The organism is Bacillus sp. CD3-5 (genome assembly GCF_006349665.1).
In the GTDB taxonomy this organism is placed as follows: Bacteria; Bacillota; Bacilli; order Bacillales; family Bacillaceae_G; genus Bacillus_A; species Bacillus_A paranthracis.
Map to the genome: position 1 here is coordinate 824,163 of NZ_VEPX01000001.1, position 19,999 is coordinate 844,161.

General features: G+C 31.7%; 17 protein-coding genes, 2 pseudogenes and 1 riboswitch. Of the genes and pseudogenes, 1 reads left to right on the top strand and 18 read right to left on the bottom strand.

The window, feature by feature from the left end:
* Positions 1-123 precede the first annotated feature (123 nt).
* The 12 genes and pseudogenes from FH036_RS04355 to FH036_RS04405 form a co-directional block, all read right to left on the bottom strand.
* Complete coding sequence (locus FH036_RS04355; protein ID WP_044792300.1) at positions 124-540, bottom strand: DUF3995 domain-containing protein; 417 nt, start codon at positions 538-540, stop codon at positions 124-126.
* A 133-nt stretch (positions 541-673) separates the two neighbouring features.
* Positions 674-1,444 carry a DUF3959 family protein gene (locus FH036_RS04360; protein WP_139895404.1) on the bottom strand — a complete coding sequence of 257 codons (771 nt, stop codon included), beginning with the start codon at positions 1,442-1,444 and terminating at the stop codon, positions 674-676.
* A 211-nt stretch (positions 1,445-1,655) separates the two neighbouring features.
* Positions 1,656-4,043 (bottom strand): RNaseH domain-containing protein, encoded by a 2,388-nt coding sequence (locus tag FH036_RS04365; protein ID WP_139895405.1) that lies wholly within the window; start codon positions 4,041-4,043, stop codon positions 1,656-1,658.
* 299 nt (positions 4,044-4,342) lie between these two features.
* On the bottom strand, positions 4,343-4,822 hold the full coding sequence (locus FH036_RS04370; RefSeq protein ID WP_172801685.1) for a homoserine dehydrogenase: 480 nt from the start codon (positions 4,820-4,822) through the stop codon (positions 4,343-4,345).
* A 233-nt stretch (positions 4,823-5,055) separates the two neighbouring features.
* Positions 5,056-5,163 (bottom strand): annotated as a pseudogene (locus FH036_RS27615) (site-specific integrase); the annotation flags it as partial.
* 16 nt (positions 5,164-5,179) lie between these two features.
* Positions 5,180-5,491, bottom strand: a complete 312-nt coding sequence (locus tag FH036_RS04375; protein WP_070806115.1) for a heterocycloanthracin/sonorensin family bacteriocin — start codon at positions 5,489-5,491, stop codon at positions 5,180-5,182.
* Between the two features lie 239 nt (positions 5,492-5,730).
* Positions 5,731-5,853 (bottom strand): annotated as a pseudogene (locus FH036_RS04380) (N-acetylmuramoyl-L-alanine amidase C-terminal domain-containing protein); the annotation flags it as partial.
* Between the two features lie 314 nt (positions 5,854-6,167).
* Positions 6,168-6,857, bottom strand: coding sequence for a thiaminase II (gene tenA, locus FH036_RS04385; RefSeq protein WP_044792383.1), 690 nt, complete (start codon positions 6,855-6,857; stop codon positions 6,168-6,170).
* A gap of 123 nt (positions 6,858-6,980) precedes the next feature.
* A riboswitch (TPP riboswitch) is annotated at positions 6,981-7,086 on the bottom strand.
* Positions 7,087-7,158: 72 nt separating this feature from the next.
* Positions 7,159-8,073, bottom strand: coding sequence for a D-alanine--D-alanine ligase (gene ddlB / locus FH036_RS04390; RefSeq protein ID WP_044792457.1), 915 nt, complete (start codon positions 8,071-8,073; stop codon positions 7,159-7,161).
* 4 nt (positions 8,074-8,077) lie between these two features.
* Entirely contained in the window at positions 8,078-9,526 is a 1,449-nt protein-coding gene (gene pdxR, locus FH036_RS04395; protein WP_044792384.1) for a MocR-like pyridoxine biosynthesis transcription factor PdxR, read from the bottom strand.
* 121 nt (positions 9,527-9,647) lie between these two features.
* Positions 9,648-10,691, bottom strand: a complete 1,044-nt coding sequence (locus tag FH036_RS04400; RefSeq protein WP_044792386.1) for a homoserine dehydrogenase — start codon at positions 10,689-10,691, stop codon at positions 9,648-9,650.
* Between the two features lie 87 nt (positions 10,692-10,778).
* On the bottom strand, positions 10,779-12,020 hold the full coding sequence (locus FH036_RS04405) for an esterase/lipase family protein (protein WP_044792388.1): 1,242 nt from the start codon (positions 12,018-12,020) through the stop codon (positions 10,779-10,781).
* Between the two features lie 254 nt (positions 12,021-12,274).
* On the opposite strand from FH036_RS04405, the gene FH036_RS04410 reads away from it, so the two are divergent.
* Positions 12,275-12,616, top strand: a complete 342-nt coding sequence (locus FH036_RS04410) for a DUF3914 domain-containing protein (protein WP_044792390.1) — start codon at positions 12,275-12,277, stop codon at positions 12,614-12,616.
* A 74-nt stretch (positions 12,617-12,690) separates the two neighbouring features.
* On the opposite strand, the gene FH036_RS04415 is transcribed toward FH036_RS04410, so the two are convergent.
* From FH036_RS04415 to abc-f, 6 genes are all read right to left on the bottom strand, one after another.
* Positions 12,691-13,362, bottom strand: a complete 672-nt coding sequence (locus FH036_RS04415) for a lipoprotein BA_5634 family protein (protein ID WP_044792391.1) — start codon at positions 13,360-13,362, stop codon at positions 12,691-12,693.
* Between the two features lie 67 nt (positions 13,363-13,429).
* Complete coding sequence (locus FH036_RS04420) at positions 13,430-15,364, bottom strand: ABC transporter permease (RefSeq protein WP_000144185.1); 1,935 nt, start codon at positions 15,362-15,364, stop codon at positions 13,430-13,432.
* The gene (locus tag FH036_RS04425) at positions 15,339-16,109 is read right to left on the bottom strand and encodes an ABC transporter ATP-binding protein (protein WP_070806108.1); all 771 of its coding nucleotides are present in this window, start codon (positions 16,107-16,109) and stop codon (positions 15,339-15,341) included. Before FH036_RS04425 ends, FH036_RS04420 begins: the two co-directional genes overlap by 26 nt.
* A 314-nt stretch (positions 16,110-16,423) precedes the next feature.
* Entirely contained in the window at positions 16,424-16,960 is a 537-nt protein-coding gene (locus tag FH036_RS04430) for a DUF3267 domain-containing protein (RefSeq protein ID WP_139895464.1), read from the bottom strand.
* Between the two features lie 439 nt (positions 16,961-17,399).
* Positions 17,400-17,993 (bottom strand): GNAT family N-acetyltransferase, encoded by a 594-nt coding sequence (locus FH036_RS04435; protein WP_139895406.1) that lies wholly within the window; start codon positions 17,991-17,993, stop codon positions 17,400-17,402.
* A 20-nt stretch (positions 17,994-18,013) separates the two neighbouring features.
* Positions 18,014-19,642, bottom strand: a complete 1,629-nt coding sequence (gene abc-f / locus FH036_RS04440) for a ribosomal protection-like ABC-F family protein (RefSeq protein WP_139895407.1) — start codon at positions 19,640-19,642, stop codon at positions 18,014-18,016.
* Between the last annotated feature and the right edge of the window lie 357 nt (positions 19,643-19,999).

A 19,999-nucleotide genomic window follows, 5' to 3' on the forward strand; every position in this document is an offset into this window, starting at 1 on the left:
GCCTTTCATAATAATCTATAATTCGATAAAAAGGCGCTTACATCCTTTTTATTTAATACTAGATTTTACACTTGCCAATTTACGTTTATATTTAATATGAAAAAAGCTGATACTATTTTTTATTCACATTATAATTGCGAGTAAAAATGATAAAGATAGAAATGCACAAAGTGGTATAAATAAAACAGTATCCATTCTAGCAAAACGCGTATCTTTTTTTCGTTTGAAGATACCAAAATAATGAAATTCACCTATTACTCTTATAAAAAAAACAACCATACAAACCCAGGATCCCATTTGAACAATAATATTAGGAAATGCGAAATGAATAATATTTGTTTGTTGTAATAAAATTATTGCGGCCATACTTAGTAATAACGCAATGAACAAAGTCATCCCTGTACCTGGTGTAAATGCCTTTTCTCCAGCTTTTGTTGGAATGACACTATTTGTCGCCCACTTACCTCCAAAAGCCCAATAAACATGTAAAAAGCTAACTAAAAATAATATACAGACAGAAATATATGTAATAATAAGCATTTTGTCCTCCTATTATTTTATTTAAGCCCTCAACTTTAGAGTATGCTATAAATTTCACCTTAGCAATCTATTTTTAATAACATAAAACCCCTTAATGATTTTTCTTAAAATTGATTAAGGGGTTTTAACTTTATTATGCATTATACCGATTTCTACGACGTTCCATCCTCGTTTGTCCTTGAGCAGTCTCTTCTTTATATTGAGGTATTTGCTCTGTCATTTCATATGTTGCAACTGCAGTTGGTTCTTCGTAATTATGCTCACGTATTTTTTCAGGCGTTTTTTGTTTCGATACTTTTCCACCGAACTTAAATAATTTTAACTTAAATTTCGGTAATCTTGGGATCGGAATCTTAAATGATCGCTTTTTACGTTTCTTTTTTTGTTGAAATAAAGTTATATTTTCTTTATAATCCTCTTCTTTACGGTGTAATAACATAGCAATTAATCCACCTAATATAAGTCCACCAACTAAAAGCATAAGATATTTGAAATGACTTGTCATTAAACTCGACATACGTTCAAGTATGACTAACGACTGCACTTCTTTAATATCCCATAATAAAGCGGCCCATAATGCGAATAAACCGAAAGTAAGTCCATATGTACGAAAACGGAATAAACATGGAATTAAAGCGACACAAGCGGCAATTTTCGCGTTCGCTATAATTGAACTTGTTGAAATATCTTGATGCCAAATTACTAGCAGTAATGTTATAAATGGCGCATAAGCTATCCAACTACATATACGTGAATATATTTTTTTCGCAAAATAACTACCGAAACTGGTGAAAAATAAAAGGCCTCCAATATATAAAGATTGTTCAAGTGGGATTTGTTTCATAATTCCTGCAACTGGAAAGAGGCCGCTTAATAGCATGAATAGCACATCTAATTTCTTCACAATTCCTCATTCCTTTCAAATTTCTTTTGAATTCATTCATATTGCTTTTCCACATGGTGTAGTTTTTCATTTCTAAAAAACATCTTAATCCTGTATGGAAATAAAGTAAATATGTAAAAGAGAAGATACATGACAAAAGATATCCTTATTTACATGAAAAAATGACAAATCCTGACCTATATAATGAACAGGATTTGTCTATTATTATTATTTAAAGTAGAATAATTGAATCTTTCTTTTCTATTTTTATAATATCTACATCCAATTCATCATCAAACTCTTTAAACTCTCTTGCATCTATATCCGTCATATAGCTCTTTATTACTTTCGCCATATGCATAGAATATGGCATGTGTATATTCTTTTCCAAAAGCATACTTGAATTACAGCACATGTAATGTACCATTTTGGCAATATAGTTCCTTTCAACAGCTTTTACACCTAGAGGTAATATTTCAAGTATATATCGATGCAATGTTTCACTATCATTACACAGATACTCACCAGTGCTATAATACATTCCCTTTTGATCTATATATAAACTCGTACTATCTAATACGTCATCACATTCTATCACACCGTATTTGGGTACATCAAAAGATGTATTTATTCTTACAGCATTTAAGTTTGGAACCTTTAGCACATCTGGAACAATGTCAGGGAAAGTATCTATATCAATTTTTTCATTTTGTAACTCTTTTATCCAATGTTTTCTTACATTCGCATCTATAATGAAGTATACTTGCTCATTTTGCTCTTTTGCAGGTTGTAAAATTTCCGCTAATGTTTCAGAAACAAATTGTTTAAATTGAATACCCATATCATTTCTTTTTGAAGGCTGCGGCAAAAAGGTGTTATGTTTATCTACATTTAATAATAAACGATCAATCGTTTGCCACTCTATATTCCCATATAATTTATATGAAATTTCTTTTCCTTTTATTTTTGAAAAAATGGGTAAGAAATCAAATTTCGAGATTCGTTCAATTGATAAATTAACATATGTACAAGGTAAATTTATCTTATTCCAACTACGTTTTAAAAATCCTTTTTGTTCTAATAAACTCAAAATACCATTTATAATCGTTTTACGAGACACACTTTGGCCTATAAATAAATTAATAAATGCTGAAATACGGTTTGTTCGTGCAAATCCTTCTCTAACAATTTGCTTTGGATCAATTTTTTCACGTCCATCACAATTTTTCATTGCAATTAACGCCAATGTCGCATCATTACGCTCACCTGCAGTAGCATAAACCGCTTTCATAACATCCTCTACTAAATTCGTTTTATACTTCTGGCAATATTGCATTTTATATGGATTTTGCAATACCTTTTCAATATTACATCTTACTATTTTTAACAACACTGGAGAATCTGCATTTAATATATATGATGACTCACTGATTTGAGCTAACACCATTTCACTTTCAAATAACGCTTGTTCTACTCCCAGAGATATTTTTTCAGACCATATTTCTAGCGTTATAGTCTCTAATCCTTTTGGTGCAATTAAAGGGAATACTTCTTTCTCATTGCCTATTTCCATCTTTTCACATTCCGGTAGTAATGTGAAATAAGAAAATTTTTGCTGAAACCCTTTAAATAGATACTCTCTTTCTTTTGCTTTTATACCAGATCTTATTTTAGTACCTTGAACTTTATATATTCTCTCATTGTATGGAAGAAGTACCCTAAGATTTGCTCCTAGCATATAATCTTTCGGATATTGAAGAATATGATCTAATTCAACTTCTCCACCTATACGAAAATCATCTTTTAAATTTCTAAATATCTTAATCCATTTTATGCCGTTTGTAGCCTGCTGAACTTTTAGTTTTACAAATCGTAATTTCTTATTATTCGATGCAAATTCTGGGGTAGAAATTAATATCATGCCCCGTTTTCGTCTTAATAGCAAAGGAATGTCTGGATAGTTATATTCTTGATAAAACCTCCGAATTCCTATTGAAACATTTAATAATGGAATGTTCTCTCCTCCGCGCGTTATATATTCGAACCGAAATACATAGGCGAAATAGTCTTGTGTTTTTTCATCTTTAATAGGCTCTGACATCGCCTCACAAATATTTTGTGATCTAAGAGGAGAAAAATATATATCTTCTTCATTTATATTTTCTAATTGTACAGGACGTTCACAAAAAATATGTGAAATTAAAGCGGGCACCCATTTAGAATATACTTCCTTATCATGTAGTACTGTTAAATTAGAAATTGAATCGTAATGCCATTCATATTTTGGCGATTCTATTAATTTATTAGGTTTCCAATCATGAATAATCTCATACCAACTTTGAAAAATATAATCAAGTTGTTCTTTTCTAATAGGTTCTTTACATACAATCCATGGTGTATTTTCATTTAGTACATATGGATTATGCTGAATAAATAATATATCAGAAAACATATCATATAATCTTTCATTCAATCGTTTCAACTTACTCGTTAATAAAAATGTCTTATAATGTATCTCTACAATATCGAGCCATTCAATAGGAAAATATATAAATGATACGCTTTCGTTTAAAAGAGGTTCTATTATATTTTCAAATGTTAACAGTCTTAGTTTGTTCATAAAATCATTACTTCCTTTCTTTATTTGTCTTGATTGTCAAAAAACTAGCACTTGCTCTAATCCATTTAAATCAAGTATTTAAAAGAAAAGTAAAAAACATTTCTCCGAATCATATATTATTGAAACAGCTCATTTTAAAATAAAAAGTAATTATCATATACAGCCCCCTTAAAACAATATTTCAATACATACAAATTATACAATATAAATAACTTAATGTATTTATCATTTACAATAACTTTACAATAAAACTAAAAAAGAACACCTTAAGTCGGTGCTCTTCTTAAAAATATGAACCATTATGTAATTGAACATAAGGATAATATGAATCCTCCAAATGAAATTGCTCCTAGTAAACCTAATACAAATCCTGTTAAACAAATACAATCAGCAAGACAAATGGAAGACTGCGATAACGGAACAAATGACCTACTTGTATTCGATCCATATTGTTTTATTTTCTCATAATTCATATCTAACATGTAATGTAGACAGTTTACACCATCCTCAATAGTATGTAGAGATTCTTTTTCTAATCGTTCCAATAATTTACTATTACAAGCAACTGGAAGAGGATACAGCTTATCTAATTTCATATTTTGATAAATTAATTCTAAACGAGATAATATATTATCTTTCTTCTTTTCAGATGTTACAGTACTTTTCATGTAATTAAGTTCATTTAATAACATTGTCAATTCATCTCTTTTTCCGTATAAATCCTTAGCTATTTTTCTCTTTAGTTTGTAAGAATGGATAATAGATTTAAATTCAATCATTTTAATACACTTCCTAATTAAATATTATTTACCCATTATTCTATAGATAAACAGTACTTTTTAATCCTATTTAAAATACACTAAAGTATCTTAATTTACTATCGATAAACATTACATTAATCTTACACAATTGTAATCATTTCATGACCTACACACTAACTAAAAGAAATCACTCCTTAAATTAGACAGATATTTGATGGTAAAATCATAAGAAAAAAAAACAATAATTAGATTTAAAATCTAGTCATTGCTTTATCTATCTCATCTTGATTTACACCTATATATCCATTAGCGATAGCTATATTCTTTGTCGGCATGTACATGTATAAAGCTAATGTTTTTTATTAATAAATGTAGTCAATATTCATATATTACAATAGCATCAGAAGTACCATTAAAACAATTAGAGCAACTACCACAGCTGCCACAACCTCCACAACTAAAACAACCAAAACAACCGAAGCAACCAAAACAACGGAATCCACCACAGCGACCTGCACAACCGCCACAACGACCACAACCTCCACAGCGACCACAACCTCCACAGCGACGAGCAGCATCTTCAATATAGTAATATGGATATTGGTTTTGCTGATCCCAATACACAATATCTCCAGACCGGTAATCATTAAGGCTTAACGCTTGTAGTTCTTGTTGAAACTGATTCATTTTCATAACCTCCGTTTATAAAATAAAACCTCATCGATGCTTTCCTATATCTCTGTTCGTTAAATCTAAGTAGAAATAGCGCTATAAACTAAGTTCAATTCATACACCAACAAAGTATGACTTATCACTAGATGATGCACCTTGTTTATGTACCTATTTTTACTATGGGCTCATTTTTATAAATAGAAATTATAAAATTTGAATTCTAGTGTTATATCTTCATGCTTACTAAGTTCAATTCATTTCTCAATAACCATGATGCCGTACCCTTTATGTTCAAGGTAGAATTTCATTCCATTACGCTGTTCATCTGAAGTTGGAGCAGTAACGAAATATGTTAATCCGTTTGTTTGTAATATAAAGTGAAACTTTAATCAGTGGGGGGTTTCTTCATCCCCACTGATTATCAGCCCTCACCAATCGGACTTTTATGGGCAGTTGATCCCCGCCTAACTTCTTTGCTTTCGTTGAATTTTGCGGTGGGGCTCTTACTGCCCATTAAAGCGGGATAAATGTGGCAGAAGTTTAACCAGTTAATGCGCAAAAAATTAACTTAACTAACTTATCGATATGACATTTTGCCGTATCCGTAACACTATCAACTTTACGCAAATCTAGCAAGAAAAAATATATAGATAGGCATTATCCATACCTATCTATAATGTTACTTTCATTTTTATCCAATTACATCTTTTACGTCTGTATCCACTGGCCACTTTTCTAAAGTATAAGCCATTTCCCAAAATGAATATTCATATTGACTACTAATAATAAAATGTTGTTTCATTCGCTTACGGTCTGATTCAGTTACTTTTTCAGCGATAGTATCTAACCTTGTAATTTGCTCTTCGACTAATGTTCGGAACCAATCAGATCCATAAGCAGAAATCCATTCGTTATAAATCGGCTCTTCTGGCTGGCACTCTTTTAAACGCTCACCAATTTCATAATACAACCAATAGCAAGGTAAAATGGCTGCAATAATATCGCCTAAATGTCCTTCATACGCAGCACGGTACATATGTGAAGTATATGCATATGCAGTTGGAGCAGGGATAAAAGTATCTTTTTCTTCTTGTGTTATCCCTAATTTCTTCGCAAAATTCTCATGTAAAGATAATTCCGCCTCATATGTATTTTGGGCATGGTGTGCCATACGAGCTGTCGTTTCTAATTCCAGTGCTTTTGCAGCTCCTAAAGTTTGTACTCTAGCAAAGTGACTTAAATAATATGAATCTTGAAGCACGTAATAGCGAAAATTAGCTAAATCTAACGTTCCTTCACCGAGTTTTTTTACAAAAGGATGATGAAAACTAGCTTCCCAAATTGAATCTACTTCTTTACGTAATGATTGTGAAAAAGTCATTTTATTTCCTCCAATAATTCATTTCATATAAGTATTTATCCACAGCAATTAACGCTTTATAATAAAAAAACTTTCTTTACAGGCGTAAAGAAAGTGAAATTGACAGTATTTATACATGAAACAGCAATGTCTTTCCCACTTCCCTACGCTGGCATTAACCAGATCAGGTACTAAGAGTCTCAAATTCCAATTTGATCTCAGCCTATAAAAGGCCCCCCTAGTGGATAAATATTTTATTTTCGTATCGTATTCATCATAACATACTTCTTGTTACTGTCAAAAATATTCATGATACCATTGCTTAAAACCCTTCTTCTTTTCTTACTCTCAATGAAGTTTCAATAATCATATCTAATAGTTTACTATATTCAATTCCCGCTGCAGCTGCACTTTTTGGTAGTAAACTCGCTTGCGTCATCCCTGGTAATGTATTAATCTCCATTACATATGGAATACCATCCTTCACCATCATATCCACCCTTGCATAAACGCTGCATTTCAATGCTTTATAGCAAGCCAGTGACGCTTTGTTTACACGTTCCTTAAGTTCAGCTGGAAGTTCAATAACTTCTTCAATTGTACTAGTATCATCATATTTCGCATTGTAATCAAAGAACTCAGCCGCATGTCGAATTGAAATGATAGGTAACTGTTTTCCATCAAAAATGGAACATGTAATCTCATCACCTTTAATGTACTTTTCTATTACTACTTCAGAATCCCATTCGAACACAGTTTCCAGCATTGAAATTAGTTCGTCTTTATCATAGACAATCTTTACCCCCACACTCGAACCACCAGAGTTTGGTTTTACCACTAATGGAAATCCTAACTTATCTAATTCATCAACATTTAGATCCTCCATTTTTGTAAGTTCAATCCAATCTGGTGTTTCTATTCCTTCATAACGTAAAATCTTTTTCGAAATATTTTTATCCATACATATACCGCTAGATAACATATTACTCCCGCTATAAGGAATACCTAAACTTTCAAGCGTTCCTTGAACAGTCCCATCTTCTCCGTATTTTCCGTGTAATGCGAGCAGCGCAAAATCAATGTCTTTCGCTTTTTCAATTAAATCCATTTTTTCATTTAACGTAATTGGTACTATTTCATATTTATTTTTATCTAAATTTGCAATCATTTCATTTCCAGTCATAATTGATACTTGTTTTTCAGAGGATACTCCTCCCATAATAACGCCAACTCTCATTTCCTCAACTCCAAATTTCATTTTTTATTGTATCACCAATTATTTTAATTCCACGAACTATTTCGTCTTCTTTCAAACGTGAAAATCCTAATCGAAACGTGTTCGCTCCTCTTCCATCAGAATAAAACACATCTCCAGGAGAAAAAGTAACCCCTTGCTCATAACATTTTTGTAAAAGTGTACGAGCATGAATTTTTTCTTCTAACTCTATAAATAAATGAAGTCCACCATCACCAGTCATTCTTTGAAACGGAATGTACTCGTTACACATCCCAACAGCTAACTCATATTTTTTCTTATAAACAGATCTTGCCTTTTTTAAATATTTTTCAAAATATCCTTCATGTAAATATTGAAACAGAACAGCTTGATCTAAAGTAGATGTGTGAATTGTTCTTGCTCTTTTCACACTTTCTAAATAATGAATTAGTTCTTTATCTGCAATGATCCAACCTACACGTAAGCCAGGGAAAAGTACCTTTGAAAAGCTACTAATATAAATCACATTATTACCAGCACCAGCAAAAGTTAATAATGGTGCTAAATGTGAACCTGAATAACGTAACTCTTCATTAAATCCATCTTCTATAATAGGAATCTTATATTTTGAAAATAATCTCATCAGTTCCGTTCTTTTCTCTGAACTCGTCACAATGCCGGTTGGATTATGATAGGAAGGAATTAAATACGCAAAATCAAACTCTTTTTCACGCAAGCTTTTTTCAACTTGATTCGTATCAATACCATCTTCATTCATATCAATACCATGAACTTCAAGGCCATGTAAGCGGAATAGCTTCAGCGCAGCATGGTGAGTTGGATTCTCACAAATAACTCGACCTGATTTCTTTGATAACGAGGATATTACAATGTCTAATCCTTCTGTAAATCCATTTGTAATTAAAATATCTTTGTTCGAAATATCTACACCTTTCATTTCCATATAATGAAGTAGATATTTCATTAACGGTCTATAGCCTTTTGCGTATCCGTAATTTAATACGACATCACCTTCAATGGACATACGAGTAAGAAAAGCTCTTTTGAAATTTTCCACATCAAATAGCTTTTCGTCCGGAGCAATGCTGTTAAAAACAATCATTCCTTTTTCCCAACGAACACCATGTTTCATTAAATCTAATTCATCCGCTAATAAAGTAACTGTATTAAGTTTATTTTTCCAATCTATTTCAACAGACGAAGTGTTCGATATATCAACCTTCGCAACAAAATTTCCTTTTCCTTTAACTGCATAAATGAGCCCTTCTTGCTCTAAATCTGCATAAGCAGCGAGTACAGTGTTTCTGCTTACACTAAGTAATTCACTTAGTTCCCTTGTTGAAGGAATTTTTTGATCCCCGAGCAAATGCCCTTTCATAATCATCTTCTTTAAATAATCTTTTAATTGAATATAAACGGGACGATCTTTCACAACTTTAAAATCTTTAAACAATTCCTTACCCCCTGCAATCATTTTTGCATAATTATTTCATTCTCAAAAGGTCCACTACATATGTATTTTTTATAAAGGGCGGTACGGTTTTATAAAATACAACTTTAATCAATTAGTAACTTTACTCCCCGTTAATACGTGACAAATCTTTACGATATAAATTAATTATATCTTTTAAAGCTGCTGCTGCGGCTCCGCGTGGATTTGATGCACCACCAATTGTAGTAACTTGGCCCATCGTATCTGTAAAGAACGTAATCCCTTTTTCTGTCCCATTTACATTTGCTAGCGCATGATCTTTATCTATTTCGCACGGTTCAACATTTAAATTCACATTGCCATCCTCATCTTTATATGCTGATGCAATTAATTTAATAAATTTATTTTGTTCCTTAGCATTTCGAATTTGTTGTTTTGTAACATGTTCAATTCCTTTTATATGTATATCTGTAAGCATATGCTCTGTTCCCATTAAACTGTTTGTCAAAAGTAACAATTTACACGCACTATCAGAACCACTTACATCTAATATTGGGTTCGTTTCAGCAATTCCTTTACGTTGCGCTTCTTTCAGTGCTTCTTCAAACGTAATAGCTTCCTCATTCATTTTCGTAAGAATATAATTTGTTGTCCCGTTTAATATTCCTTCTATTTTTTCAACATGGCAACCAGCTAAACTAAATTGACCAATATCAAGTGTCGGTAATGCGGCCGCAGTTGCACCACTATATCGAATTCGTACATTCGCAATTTTTGCTGCTTCATTTATTTCTCTCCAGTTTGTAACAAGCGCACCTTTTGAAATAGCTACTATATCCATTTGTTTCTCAATCGCTTGTTTTATATATTGTTTCCCTGGATTTCCATCTTTAAGGTTTGTAACTGTTGATTCTACCAGCACTGTACCACTTATGTTATCTGTTGCACGTTCCTTCGGATGATATTCTATATACTTCTCAATTGCTGCGCTACTGCTACCATACATTAATAAGTTCTGAATAGATAACCCATCCTCATTATGTATTGCAACATTTCTACCTAATACGCCACTTACAACTAACTCTATACCATATGTTTCATATATATATGAACATTTTTCATGTAGTAATTTTATAAACTCTCTTCCTACTGTTCCATATCCTGATAATACAACTTTAATTTTCATAATATCCCCCCATATTTTTCTACCAAATCCCTCTTTCAATATAATATAAAGCGCCCCCGAATTCCATCGAGAGCGCTTTATTATTACCTATTTCGGTAAACGTAATAGCTTTTCAGCAATTGTTCTATAAAACTCTTGAATGTTAGAAAAACCTAACGTGTCTGAAATACTTAATCCCACCATGTCGAGATGGTCCCAATTTGCTTTCATTTCGATATGATTCCATTTTCCAATCTGTAATGACTCATTATTATTTACAGTTGCATTAGATGATGGTGCAATCATAGAATTTGTATTTACTACACCATCATTTTGCCACCAAGAAGTATTAATTAATGGGCGGTTTTCTTCATATCTCGCATAAGAGCCTAAGAAAAATGCATTCCCCATTAACACTTTATTCATCGTTATATGAGGCAAATGTAAACCTGTTATAGGTGCCGCTTGTGATGCATGTCCACTATAGGATAAGTAATACACATTCGGTTGCGTCTTTACCCAAGTATTTAACTCCTTTGCACCATCAGTACTTAAATCCCATTGACTTATATCTTTTGTATTTTTCCAAATTGAACTATTTAAAATACGATCAGTATATTGTAAAGAGGACTCTCCAGCATTCTTCTTTAACCCCCATTGATCCAATTTGAAATCATATAATGATAAATTACTGTTTCCTCCTAAACTTGCAGCTGTAATGAGTAAATCTTTAACGAACGGTAGTAGAAGACTACCATCCGCAAGTGTTGTACCGTTGTGAGGGGTTGCTAATGTTGTAACACTATGAACATATGATTTCTCGCCCTCAAATAGTGGTGATATTTTGTTGTTTGGGTGATTTTTCACATAATTTTTTTCTTCAAAACTGCCTTCTTTTAATAGCTGTACCAATGTTCTAATCGTTTGTCCACCCATGCTATGTCCGACTAAATGTACTTTATTTGTTTCACTCCAACTCGGCATGAAACCACTATAAGTTCTTCCAAAACGATTATGTCCATGTTTCTCAGCATGTGCGGCACCGTAGTCTACTGTTCCACCGTTAATTTGGGCATATAATTCACATGCACGATCCCAATTACTAGAAACTGGCCCAACGGCTGCGGTATGAACTGTATAACCATTGCGTTTCAAATCTTCCTGTATATCATGAACACCCCCCCAATATTTAACCCCTAGCATTTCCTCTCTACCCCATCCGGCAAATCCGTTTACTAAAATGATCGGATAATTATTTTGTTGACTCTCTTCAGCGTATATTACTTTCGTGGCGAATGAACATACAGTCATCAATACAAAAAAACATATTTTTAAAAATAACTTCCCCATACTTCCTCCCCCTAATAAAACGTTTACATTTTTTAAATTTACAGCATGCTTTAATAACTTAAACATAATGTAAAGTATTTTATATACGTTGTATATATAGAAAACATATACAAATGTTGATAAATATTTACTTTTTACAATACAACTTGTAAATCTGTTTATTTGAATTTATAATTAGATATAGTTTCCTCATGTTAAAAAGATTTAATAACCATAAGAAAACTAATCTCATTGCTTGAAAAGGAGGAAAAATCATGCAAATCGGATCAAATATTCATACATTGTCTCAACCTACTAAAATAACTCCATCTAATCTTGAGCATAATACTATCTCTTCTACTAAACTTGAAAGTAAGAAAGTAAATGATCCTATCAAGTTCGATATTCGTTCATCCGAAAAAGAAATGAAACAGCCTGAGCATAAATTTAATGAATTAGATTTATGGAAGATGCTAAAAAATAAAGGTGTTCCTTTATGGATTATACTTGAAATGCTACAAAAGGCTCGTAAAGAAAAAGAAGCACAAAATAATTCAGTTCAAAATTCAAATGCGATTGAAGAAACAAGTGAGACTCGATTAAATGAAGTAATGTAATCTATGTTTTATGAATGCTCTAAAGTAAAAAGAGTTCGAGATTGATAAAATTTCTATCAACCTCGAACTCTTTTTTAAGATTTTTCTCCAATCGTTACAAACTGAAATGATACTTCCCCTTGATGATCTTTAATTAACTTTTCTACTTTTACTTTTTCATTTATTAATGTATTATCTGTTGACATTTTAGGTTTTTCATCACCTAAAGACTTGTTCAGGTGGAGAAGATGCATTTTCGTTTCATTTGCTTTTAATTCTTTATACACACTATCTTTTGCTACAATTACATACGCTTGTGTTGGATATTTACGAGTGTTACCTATCCAAGCATCACTACCGTATTTAACAGCAAACTCCTTTCCTTCTAATTGAATACTTTTTAAATTTTTTTCATCTTCTTGTGCCAACAAAATCGAGCCTTCTTTTGGTAACTTAGGTAACGTATCTATAGGTCTAAATTTGGATCCGTTCTCTCTTTCACGAAAAATCTTTGTTTTAATCAACGCTTGTGCTGTAGATTCATTTAAAATTAAAACTTGTCCATTTCCAAATGTACCCGTTTTCACAGAAAACACTTCATTTTCTTTCGTAATTTCCTGATAACGATTCATAATTGATAAAGTATTATTTTCATCTCCAATGATTAATACACCGTTAGCTGGAAATCTGTTTTCATTTTTAGAGCATGCGCTTAAACTTATTAACAATAATATACTTAATATAAAAATAGATAATGTTTTTTTCATTACAGTTCCTTTCATAACTCAAATTGGTTTATACATGCTTTTCTGCAAGCTTACTTGCTTAAATTCTCTATTGTTCCATCGTTTTATAAAGCTTTTGTAAATAACGCCAACGAGTTATAAAGAAATATAAAACTTGTATACATATAAATGAAATTAAAATGACGATAGAGCTATTTAGAATAGAAAAATCGACTAATTGTTGTAATGCAGTATAAGCTACTACAGTATGTATTACTGCAATGATAATTGGTAAAAAGAACATTAATAATAACTGTCTCGTTACGACTTTCTTTAGCTCCCGTTTACTTAACCCCATTTTCGAAATCATTTTATACTGCTGTTGATCGCGGTCCAAATCAGTATATAATCGAAAATAAATAAAACTAGCAGCAAATGTGAAGAAAACAATTCCGACTAAAACACTAGCCATAAGTAATAATCCATTCGTTTGTTTTGCACTTAGTAACTCTATTGTTAGTGCTCTAAATTCAAAATGTATATCTCTAGGATCTTGATTAAATATATTATTTAATTGGTTTGAAACCTCTTTCGTTTTTATCCAATCTTCTACAACAAATCCGTATGTACGATATTGAATAATATCTTCATTATCTGGACCACTATTAAGTGGAATTCCGTCATATACATGATCTTGAATAGCAATATATATTCCTTCCGTATCATGAGGTAAAACTAAATTATCGACAGTTTTTTTCACATGAAATGTCTTTGTCCAATCGCCTTGAATGACTTCAATATCCTTCTTATAATCACCATTTTTAAATTCTTGTTTTTGTGATACCATTCCAGGAATTAATAACATTTCATCTTCTTTTTCAATCGTTTCTTGTTGATACCCTAGCGCTCTCGCAAGTTCGTTATATTCACTTAATTTCATTACATATACATTACTTTCCGTATATATATATGAAGATGAAGCCATTCGATACGGAATATTAGCATCAGCCAGATGTTTTTTTATAATAGAGAGATGTTTATCCGCTATTTTGTTGTTTTCAGGAGCCATGTATAGTAATGTATACGGATTCGTCATTCTTACTAAATCTTTATTTCCAAGAGCAGCTGTCGTGCCAATTGCTGTAAAAGCTACTGCTGAAATAATAGATACTATAAAAAACATCGTTGCATTATCTTTCATACGATAAATTAATTCTGAAAATGTTAGTATATTTGTTCTCTTTAAAAAGAAAGTTTCTCTCCTTTTAGCAAGATGCAATATATAAACGCTACACTGTGTATATAAAAAGTACGTTCCAATAATCACCAGGAATACTCCTATGCCTAGCAGAATAAAACTATGATTTGGGATAAAGCGAAATACTAACATATAGCCATACCCTATACTAAATAAAGAAAAAATTGATAATAAAATTGACGATTTTGGTTCAGGTTTTGGCTTTTCTCCTGCTTGAATCAGTTCCACTAGCTCTGTAACTTTTATCATTTTAAATGTTACTAGCGAAACAATTAAAAATAAGAACAGAAATGTAATGATTGTTAATAATACAGCCTGTACTGGTATATAAAAAGGCAAGCCGTTACTAATCATTAATACACTTGCGCTTATTAACAAAACTAGTTTAGAAAATATGAGTCCAATAAGAATACCTATACAAATGGAACCAAGTCCAATTAGCATATTTTCAATTAACAATAACTTCTTAAGCTGTCTCATTGACATACCTTGCATCATTAAAATGCCAAATTCTTTCTTACGTGTTTTTAAAAACGAACTAACTGAATATAAAATAAAGAAAAATGAAAATACAAATATCAACCCTTGTGAAACTTTAAATCCTAATGTACCAAATGCACTGATTGTTGTACTTGTCGATTTCAACTCCCCTTGTAGATCAGGATGAAATAATAAAAGTGCATACGTAAAGAAAATCATAATTGAAAATGCACTACTTAAAAAATGACCTGCATATGTACGCTTATTACGAAAAATATTATTAAATGCGAACTGACGAAAAGTCATGCCTTTTCCCTCCTAACAAAGAAAGGACATCCATAATCTTTTGATAAAACGCTTGCCTGCTTTCACCGCAATAAATTTCGTTATATAGTTGACCATCTTTAATAAAGATTACTCGGCTGCAAAAACTCGCTGCATACGGATCATGAGTAACTAACATCATCGTAGCTTTTTCTTGTTTATTTAGAGTATCAAGCATCTCCATTACATCATTTGAAGATTTAGAGTCTAAATTCCCTGTAGGTTCATCTGCGAGTAATAATTGCGGCTTATGAACGATTGCGCGAGCGATTGCTGTTCTTTGAGCTTGTCCCCCTGATATTTCAAACGTTCTTTTACTTAATATTTCTGTAATGTTTAATTTCTCTGCAATTTCTTCCACTCGTTTGTTCATTTCTTTCACAGAAACACCATCTAAAGTCATTGGCAATACGATGTTTTCTTTTACAGTAAGTGTGCTAAGAAGATTAAATGATTGAAAAACAAATCCTAATTGTTTTCTGCGGAATAACGCTAAATCTTCTGATGATAATTGGAAAGGATTTGTGCCATTTATTAAAATTTCTCCCGATGATGGAGAATCAATAGTAGATACCATATTTAATAACGTTGTTTTCCCACTACCAGATGGCCCCATAATCCCTACAAATTCACCTTCTTGAATTGATAAATCAATATCAACTAATGCCTTATAAGGTACTTTCCCTTTATATACTTTACTAATACTTTTTGCATGTAAAATTTCCATGTATATTCTCCCTTCATTTGCACGTCTCATAACAGAGTGTAAATGAATTGTCTTACAGTTCATATTGATTCGTCTTTCATTTATCTTACACGCTTGTAAGATTTCTAAAAAAACTGATAATAAAACTAGTTTTATACTATAATCGATGTATAACTATTTTATAATATTTGCATAGTGGTTTGAAATACAATACTATTTTCTAATCTTTATAATAATAATAAAAGACCGATTGCTTTATCGGCCTTTTTACTTTCAAATATTATATCTTTAACTATTGTATTTAGTTGAAGCATATTTTAGGTACAAATAAAATACTATTTCACTTGATAATAGCCATTGCAAAAAACAGCGTTCTTCGGTTTAATTGCAATTAATATTGAATTGTAAATATCTGAAGCCGAAATGAATGTGTTTAACCAACATATAAATAACATGATTGATTTGATATTTCCTGATACAAAGAACGACATCACGGCAGGAACTACTGATAATACAACAATGGGTAGGCTCATAAAGATCCAAAATCTCATTTTAGATAAGATTGCATTTGTATTTAACCAAAAGAATATTCCACTAAATGTTAAGCTAACATCACCTTTTTTACTTATGACAAAAATATGTAGACATTCGTGAATGATGAAGACAAAGATACCTATTATGATAAGATAAAATATATTAATATGAGTGAAACCTGTTTCAAAAAAATAAGGTATCATAAAAATGATTATCTGAAGTAAATATACAAACTGCATATAATGTTTTCGGTACCAATTACTCTGTATAAAAGGCGTCCATTCTGAAAAATCCATACTTATCTGTGGTAAGTGGCGAAACCAAATAATGATATACATCTCCTCCTTCATTTAGACTATTTCATAGATTAAACATTTTATCCCACTAGCACTCAACCGTAAGTTTTATATGCCCCTTTCTCACTAGACTTACCACAATATATTTTTTTGACTAAGATAGAATTCTTCCTTATACCATCCCACTCTCCCCTTGCATTCTTCTACTTGTGCTTAAAGAAATTCACTTGCAGGATAATTAAAGTAAAAAATTGGTATTTCTATAGTTTTATGCATTCGACAAAACATTCCAATCCCCTTTTCGTAAATGATTTTTTTATGGTTATCACATTTACAGCTTGATGCCACTGTTTTGGCGAAAAGCAATTCCATCGATAAGTCATCTCAATTGTAGCTTTCATATGTTAACAGCTATAATATGAATGTAAAAAAGCTTAGAGTTTTAACTCTAAGCTTTTTTATAATTTTGTTTCAATTCCTTTTACAGAGCACTATTTTTTATCCATTCGGATTTACTCAATATATAATGGTTATAAATTTGATTTTCTATCGTCTGTTGACCCAAATAAGTAAATCTACATTTTTCAATAACTTTATTTGATGCTACATTGTTAATTAAAGCAATTGCGTTAAGGAGATCTACATTCGTTTTTTCAAACAAATAGTTAATCAGTCCTTTCGTTGCTTTCGTTGCATAACCATTATTATGATATTCACTTGAAACTGCATACATAATTTCTCTGTTCGGTGCAGGGAGTTCATCTTTCATACCTGTGCAGCACCATCCAATAAATTCATTTGTGGTTTTCTTAAATATTCCTAGTTTTAATATGTGATCATCTATGTTAGTCGTAGTTCTCACTGCATGAAGAAACGCTTTATTTTCTGGTATTTCATAATTTACAACCCAATTAATCCTTTGTTCTTTTGTTGATTTCCAGTCTGGCAAAAACTTTTCTATTTCCGGTTGATTGGATATGTTATAAATACTCTCTGCATCTGTAATCGTAAACTCTCGCAGGTATATATCTCCACAATCTATTCTAAATAACTTAGGCAAACTCTCTTTTCCCATGTTAATCACCCTTACTTACATTAAAGCTCCTTAATCTGCTTCGTAAGTTCCATAAACCGTTCATCCAGTTCTTTATATTCTTTGTCTTTAGAAGTTAAAAAGCTTAATTTACCTAATACTTCTTGCCTCTCTGTTTCTAGTGTTAAACGTAGCTCTTCAATTTCATCTCTTGTTTTCGTAGGTTCTTCGAGCTGCTTTTGTATTGTATTGTTTACAAACACAAGCTTTGTATTAGTTGTTTTCTCCAGAAAATATCGATCGTGAGAAACGATAACGAGCGTTCCGTTATACTCAGCTAAAGTATTTTCAAGCTGTTCACGTGAAGGAAGATCAAGGTGATTCGTCGGTTCATCTAAAATAAGTACATCTTTTTCATCTAAAATATAAGCCATTAGCTTACATTTCACTCGTTCACCCATACTCATATATCGAATCGGCTCTTTCCATTGGGAAGATTCAAACCCTAAATGTTTCATTAAATTTTGGACTTTTCCTCTTTCTTCAAATGTCTCTTTATAAAATAAATCTTCTGGTGTTTTATCAAGTGGTAAATCAAATACTTCTTGTGTTAAATAACCGATGTTTGCTGAAGGTGAAATCCATACTTCTCCTTCAGCAGTTTCGTTTCCCATGATCATCTTCAATAAAGTTGTTTTCCCGCTACCGTTTGGGCCAACAATCGCAATCTTCTCACCGTGCTGAATTGTAAAATTAACGTTTTCAAATAATATCCGATTATTAAATTCTTTCCGTAATTGTTTTACTTCTAAAAAACGTTTCCCTACTTTTTTATTCGCTTGAATAGAAAATTCAACCGAATAATCTTCTTTCACACGTTCAACTTTCGTTTTCTCAAGCTCTTTTTCAAGACGTTTTCGTTTCGATTTTACTTGCGCATCCATTCGCTTCGCCTTTACACGATAAAACTCTTTCACACCTTCTTGTTTTGTGGACTGCGCATGTGCCTTTTGTGACCATGAGCTTAATTCTTTTATATGAGTTTCTACTTGTTCTATCTTCTTTTGTTGTTTTTCATATTCACGCTGCTGCGTCATTCTTTTATGCTCACGTGCTTTCATATAACTCGTATAATTCCCGCTATGATCAATTAATTTCTTATCCTCAATTGACCATATTCTAGTCGCGACAACATCTAAAAAATATCGATCATGCGATACGACGATAACTGTACCTTTCATATTTTTTATTTGTTTAATAAGAAATTCCGTACTCATCTCATCTAGATGATTTGTCGGTTCGTCTAATATTAAGACATTAGGATTTTTAGCAAATCCTTTTGCTAATCGAACTTTTAGCTTTTCACCACCACTTAAAGTAAGAAAATCATTCGTTGGCACGCCCCATTTCGCAAGAAGTTCTGCTTCTTTTGCAATTATATCCTTACTAACAAAAGATTCTTTTTCTTGTTCAACATATGCTGTTGTCATGTTCATTTGCATCCATTCAACAGTACCTTTTGAAGGCTCAATCTTCCCATTTATTAATTGAAGTAACGTTGATTTACCGGCACCATTTTTACCAATTAATCCGATAACATCCCCTTGTTTTACTGTCACATTCATTTTCTCTAACAACATATTTTCCTTTATTTCAACATAAACATCATTTAATTTTAATAGTTCTTTCATAATACCGATCCCTTTCATTAAGGGAGAATAAAAAAATCCTCCCAAATAAATTTGGCAGGATTAGTCGTTAAAATATTTATACCCAAATAAGCTATTGCGCAACATAAATAGCAATACCGTTGTATGGAAATTGGGCAGACTAATCCTATTTTTTAGAAATTGAAATGTATTGAATTTCAACATTTAAAAATAAGATTAGTTAATCATCGTCCACCCATCATTCCTTTCCGTCGTTAATAACCATATTGTACCATACTAGTACTGTATGAGTAAATGTAATTATATGTGCTGTTAAAAAGATTGCTTTTTTTTAAATTTATTTATCATTCCTTAACTTCATGTTGAATAAGCACAAAT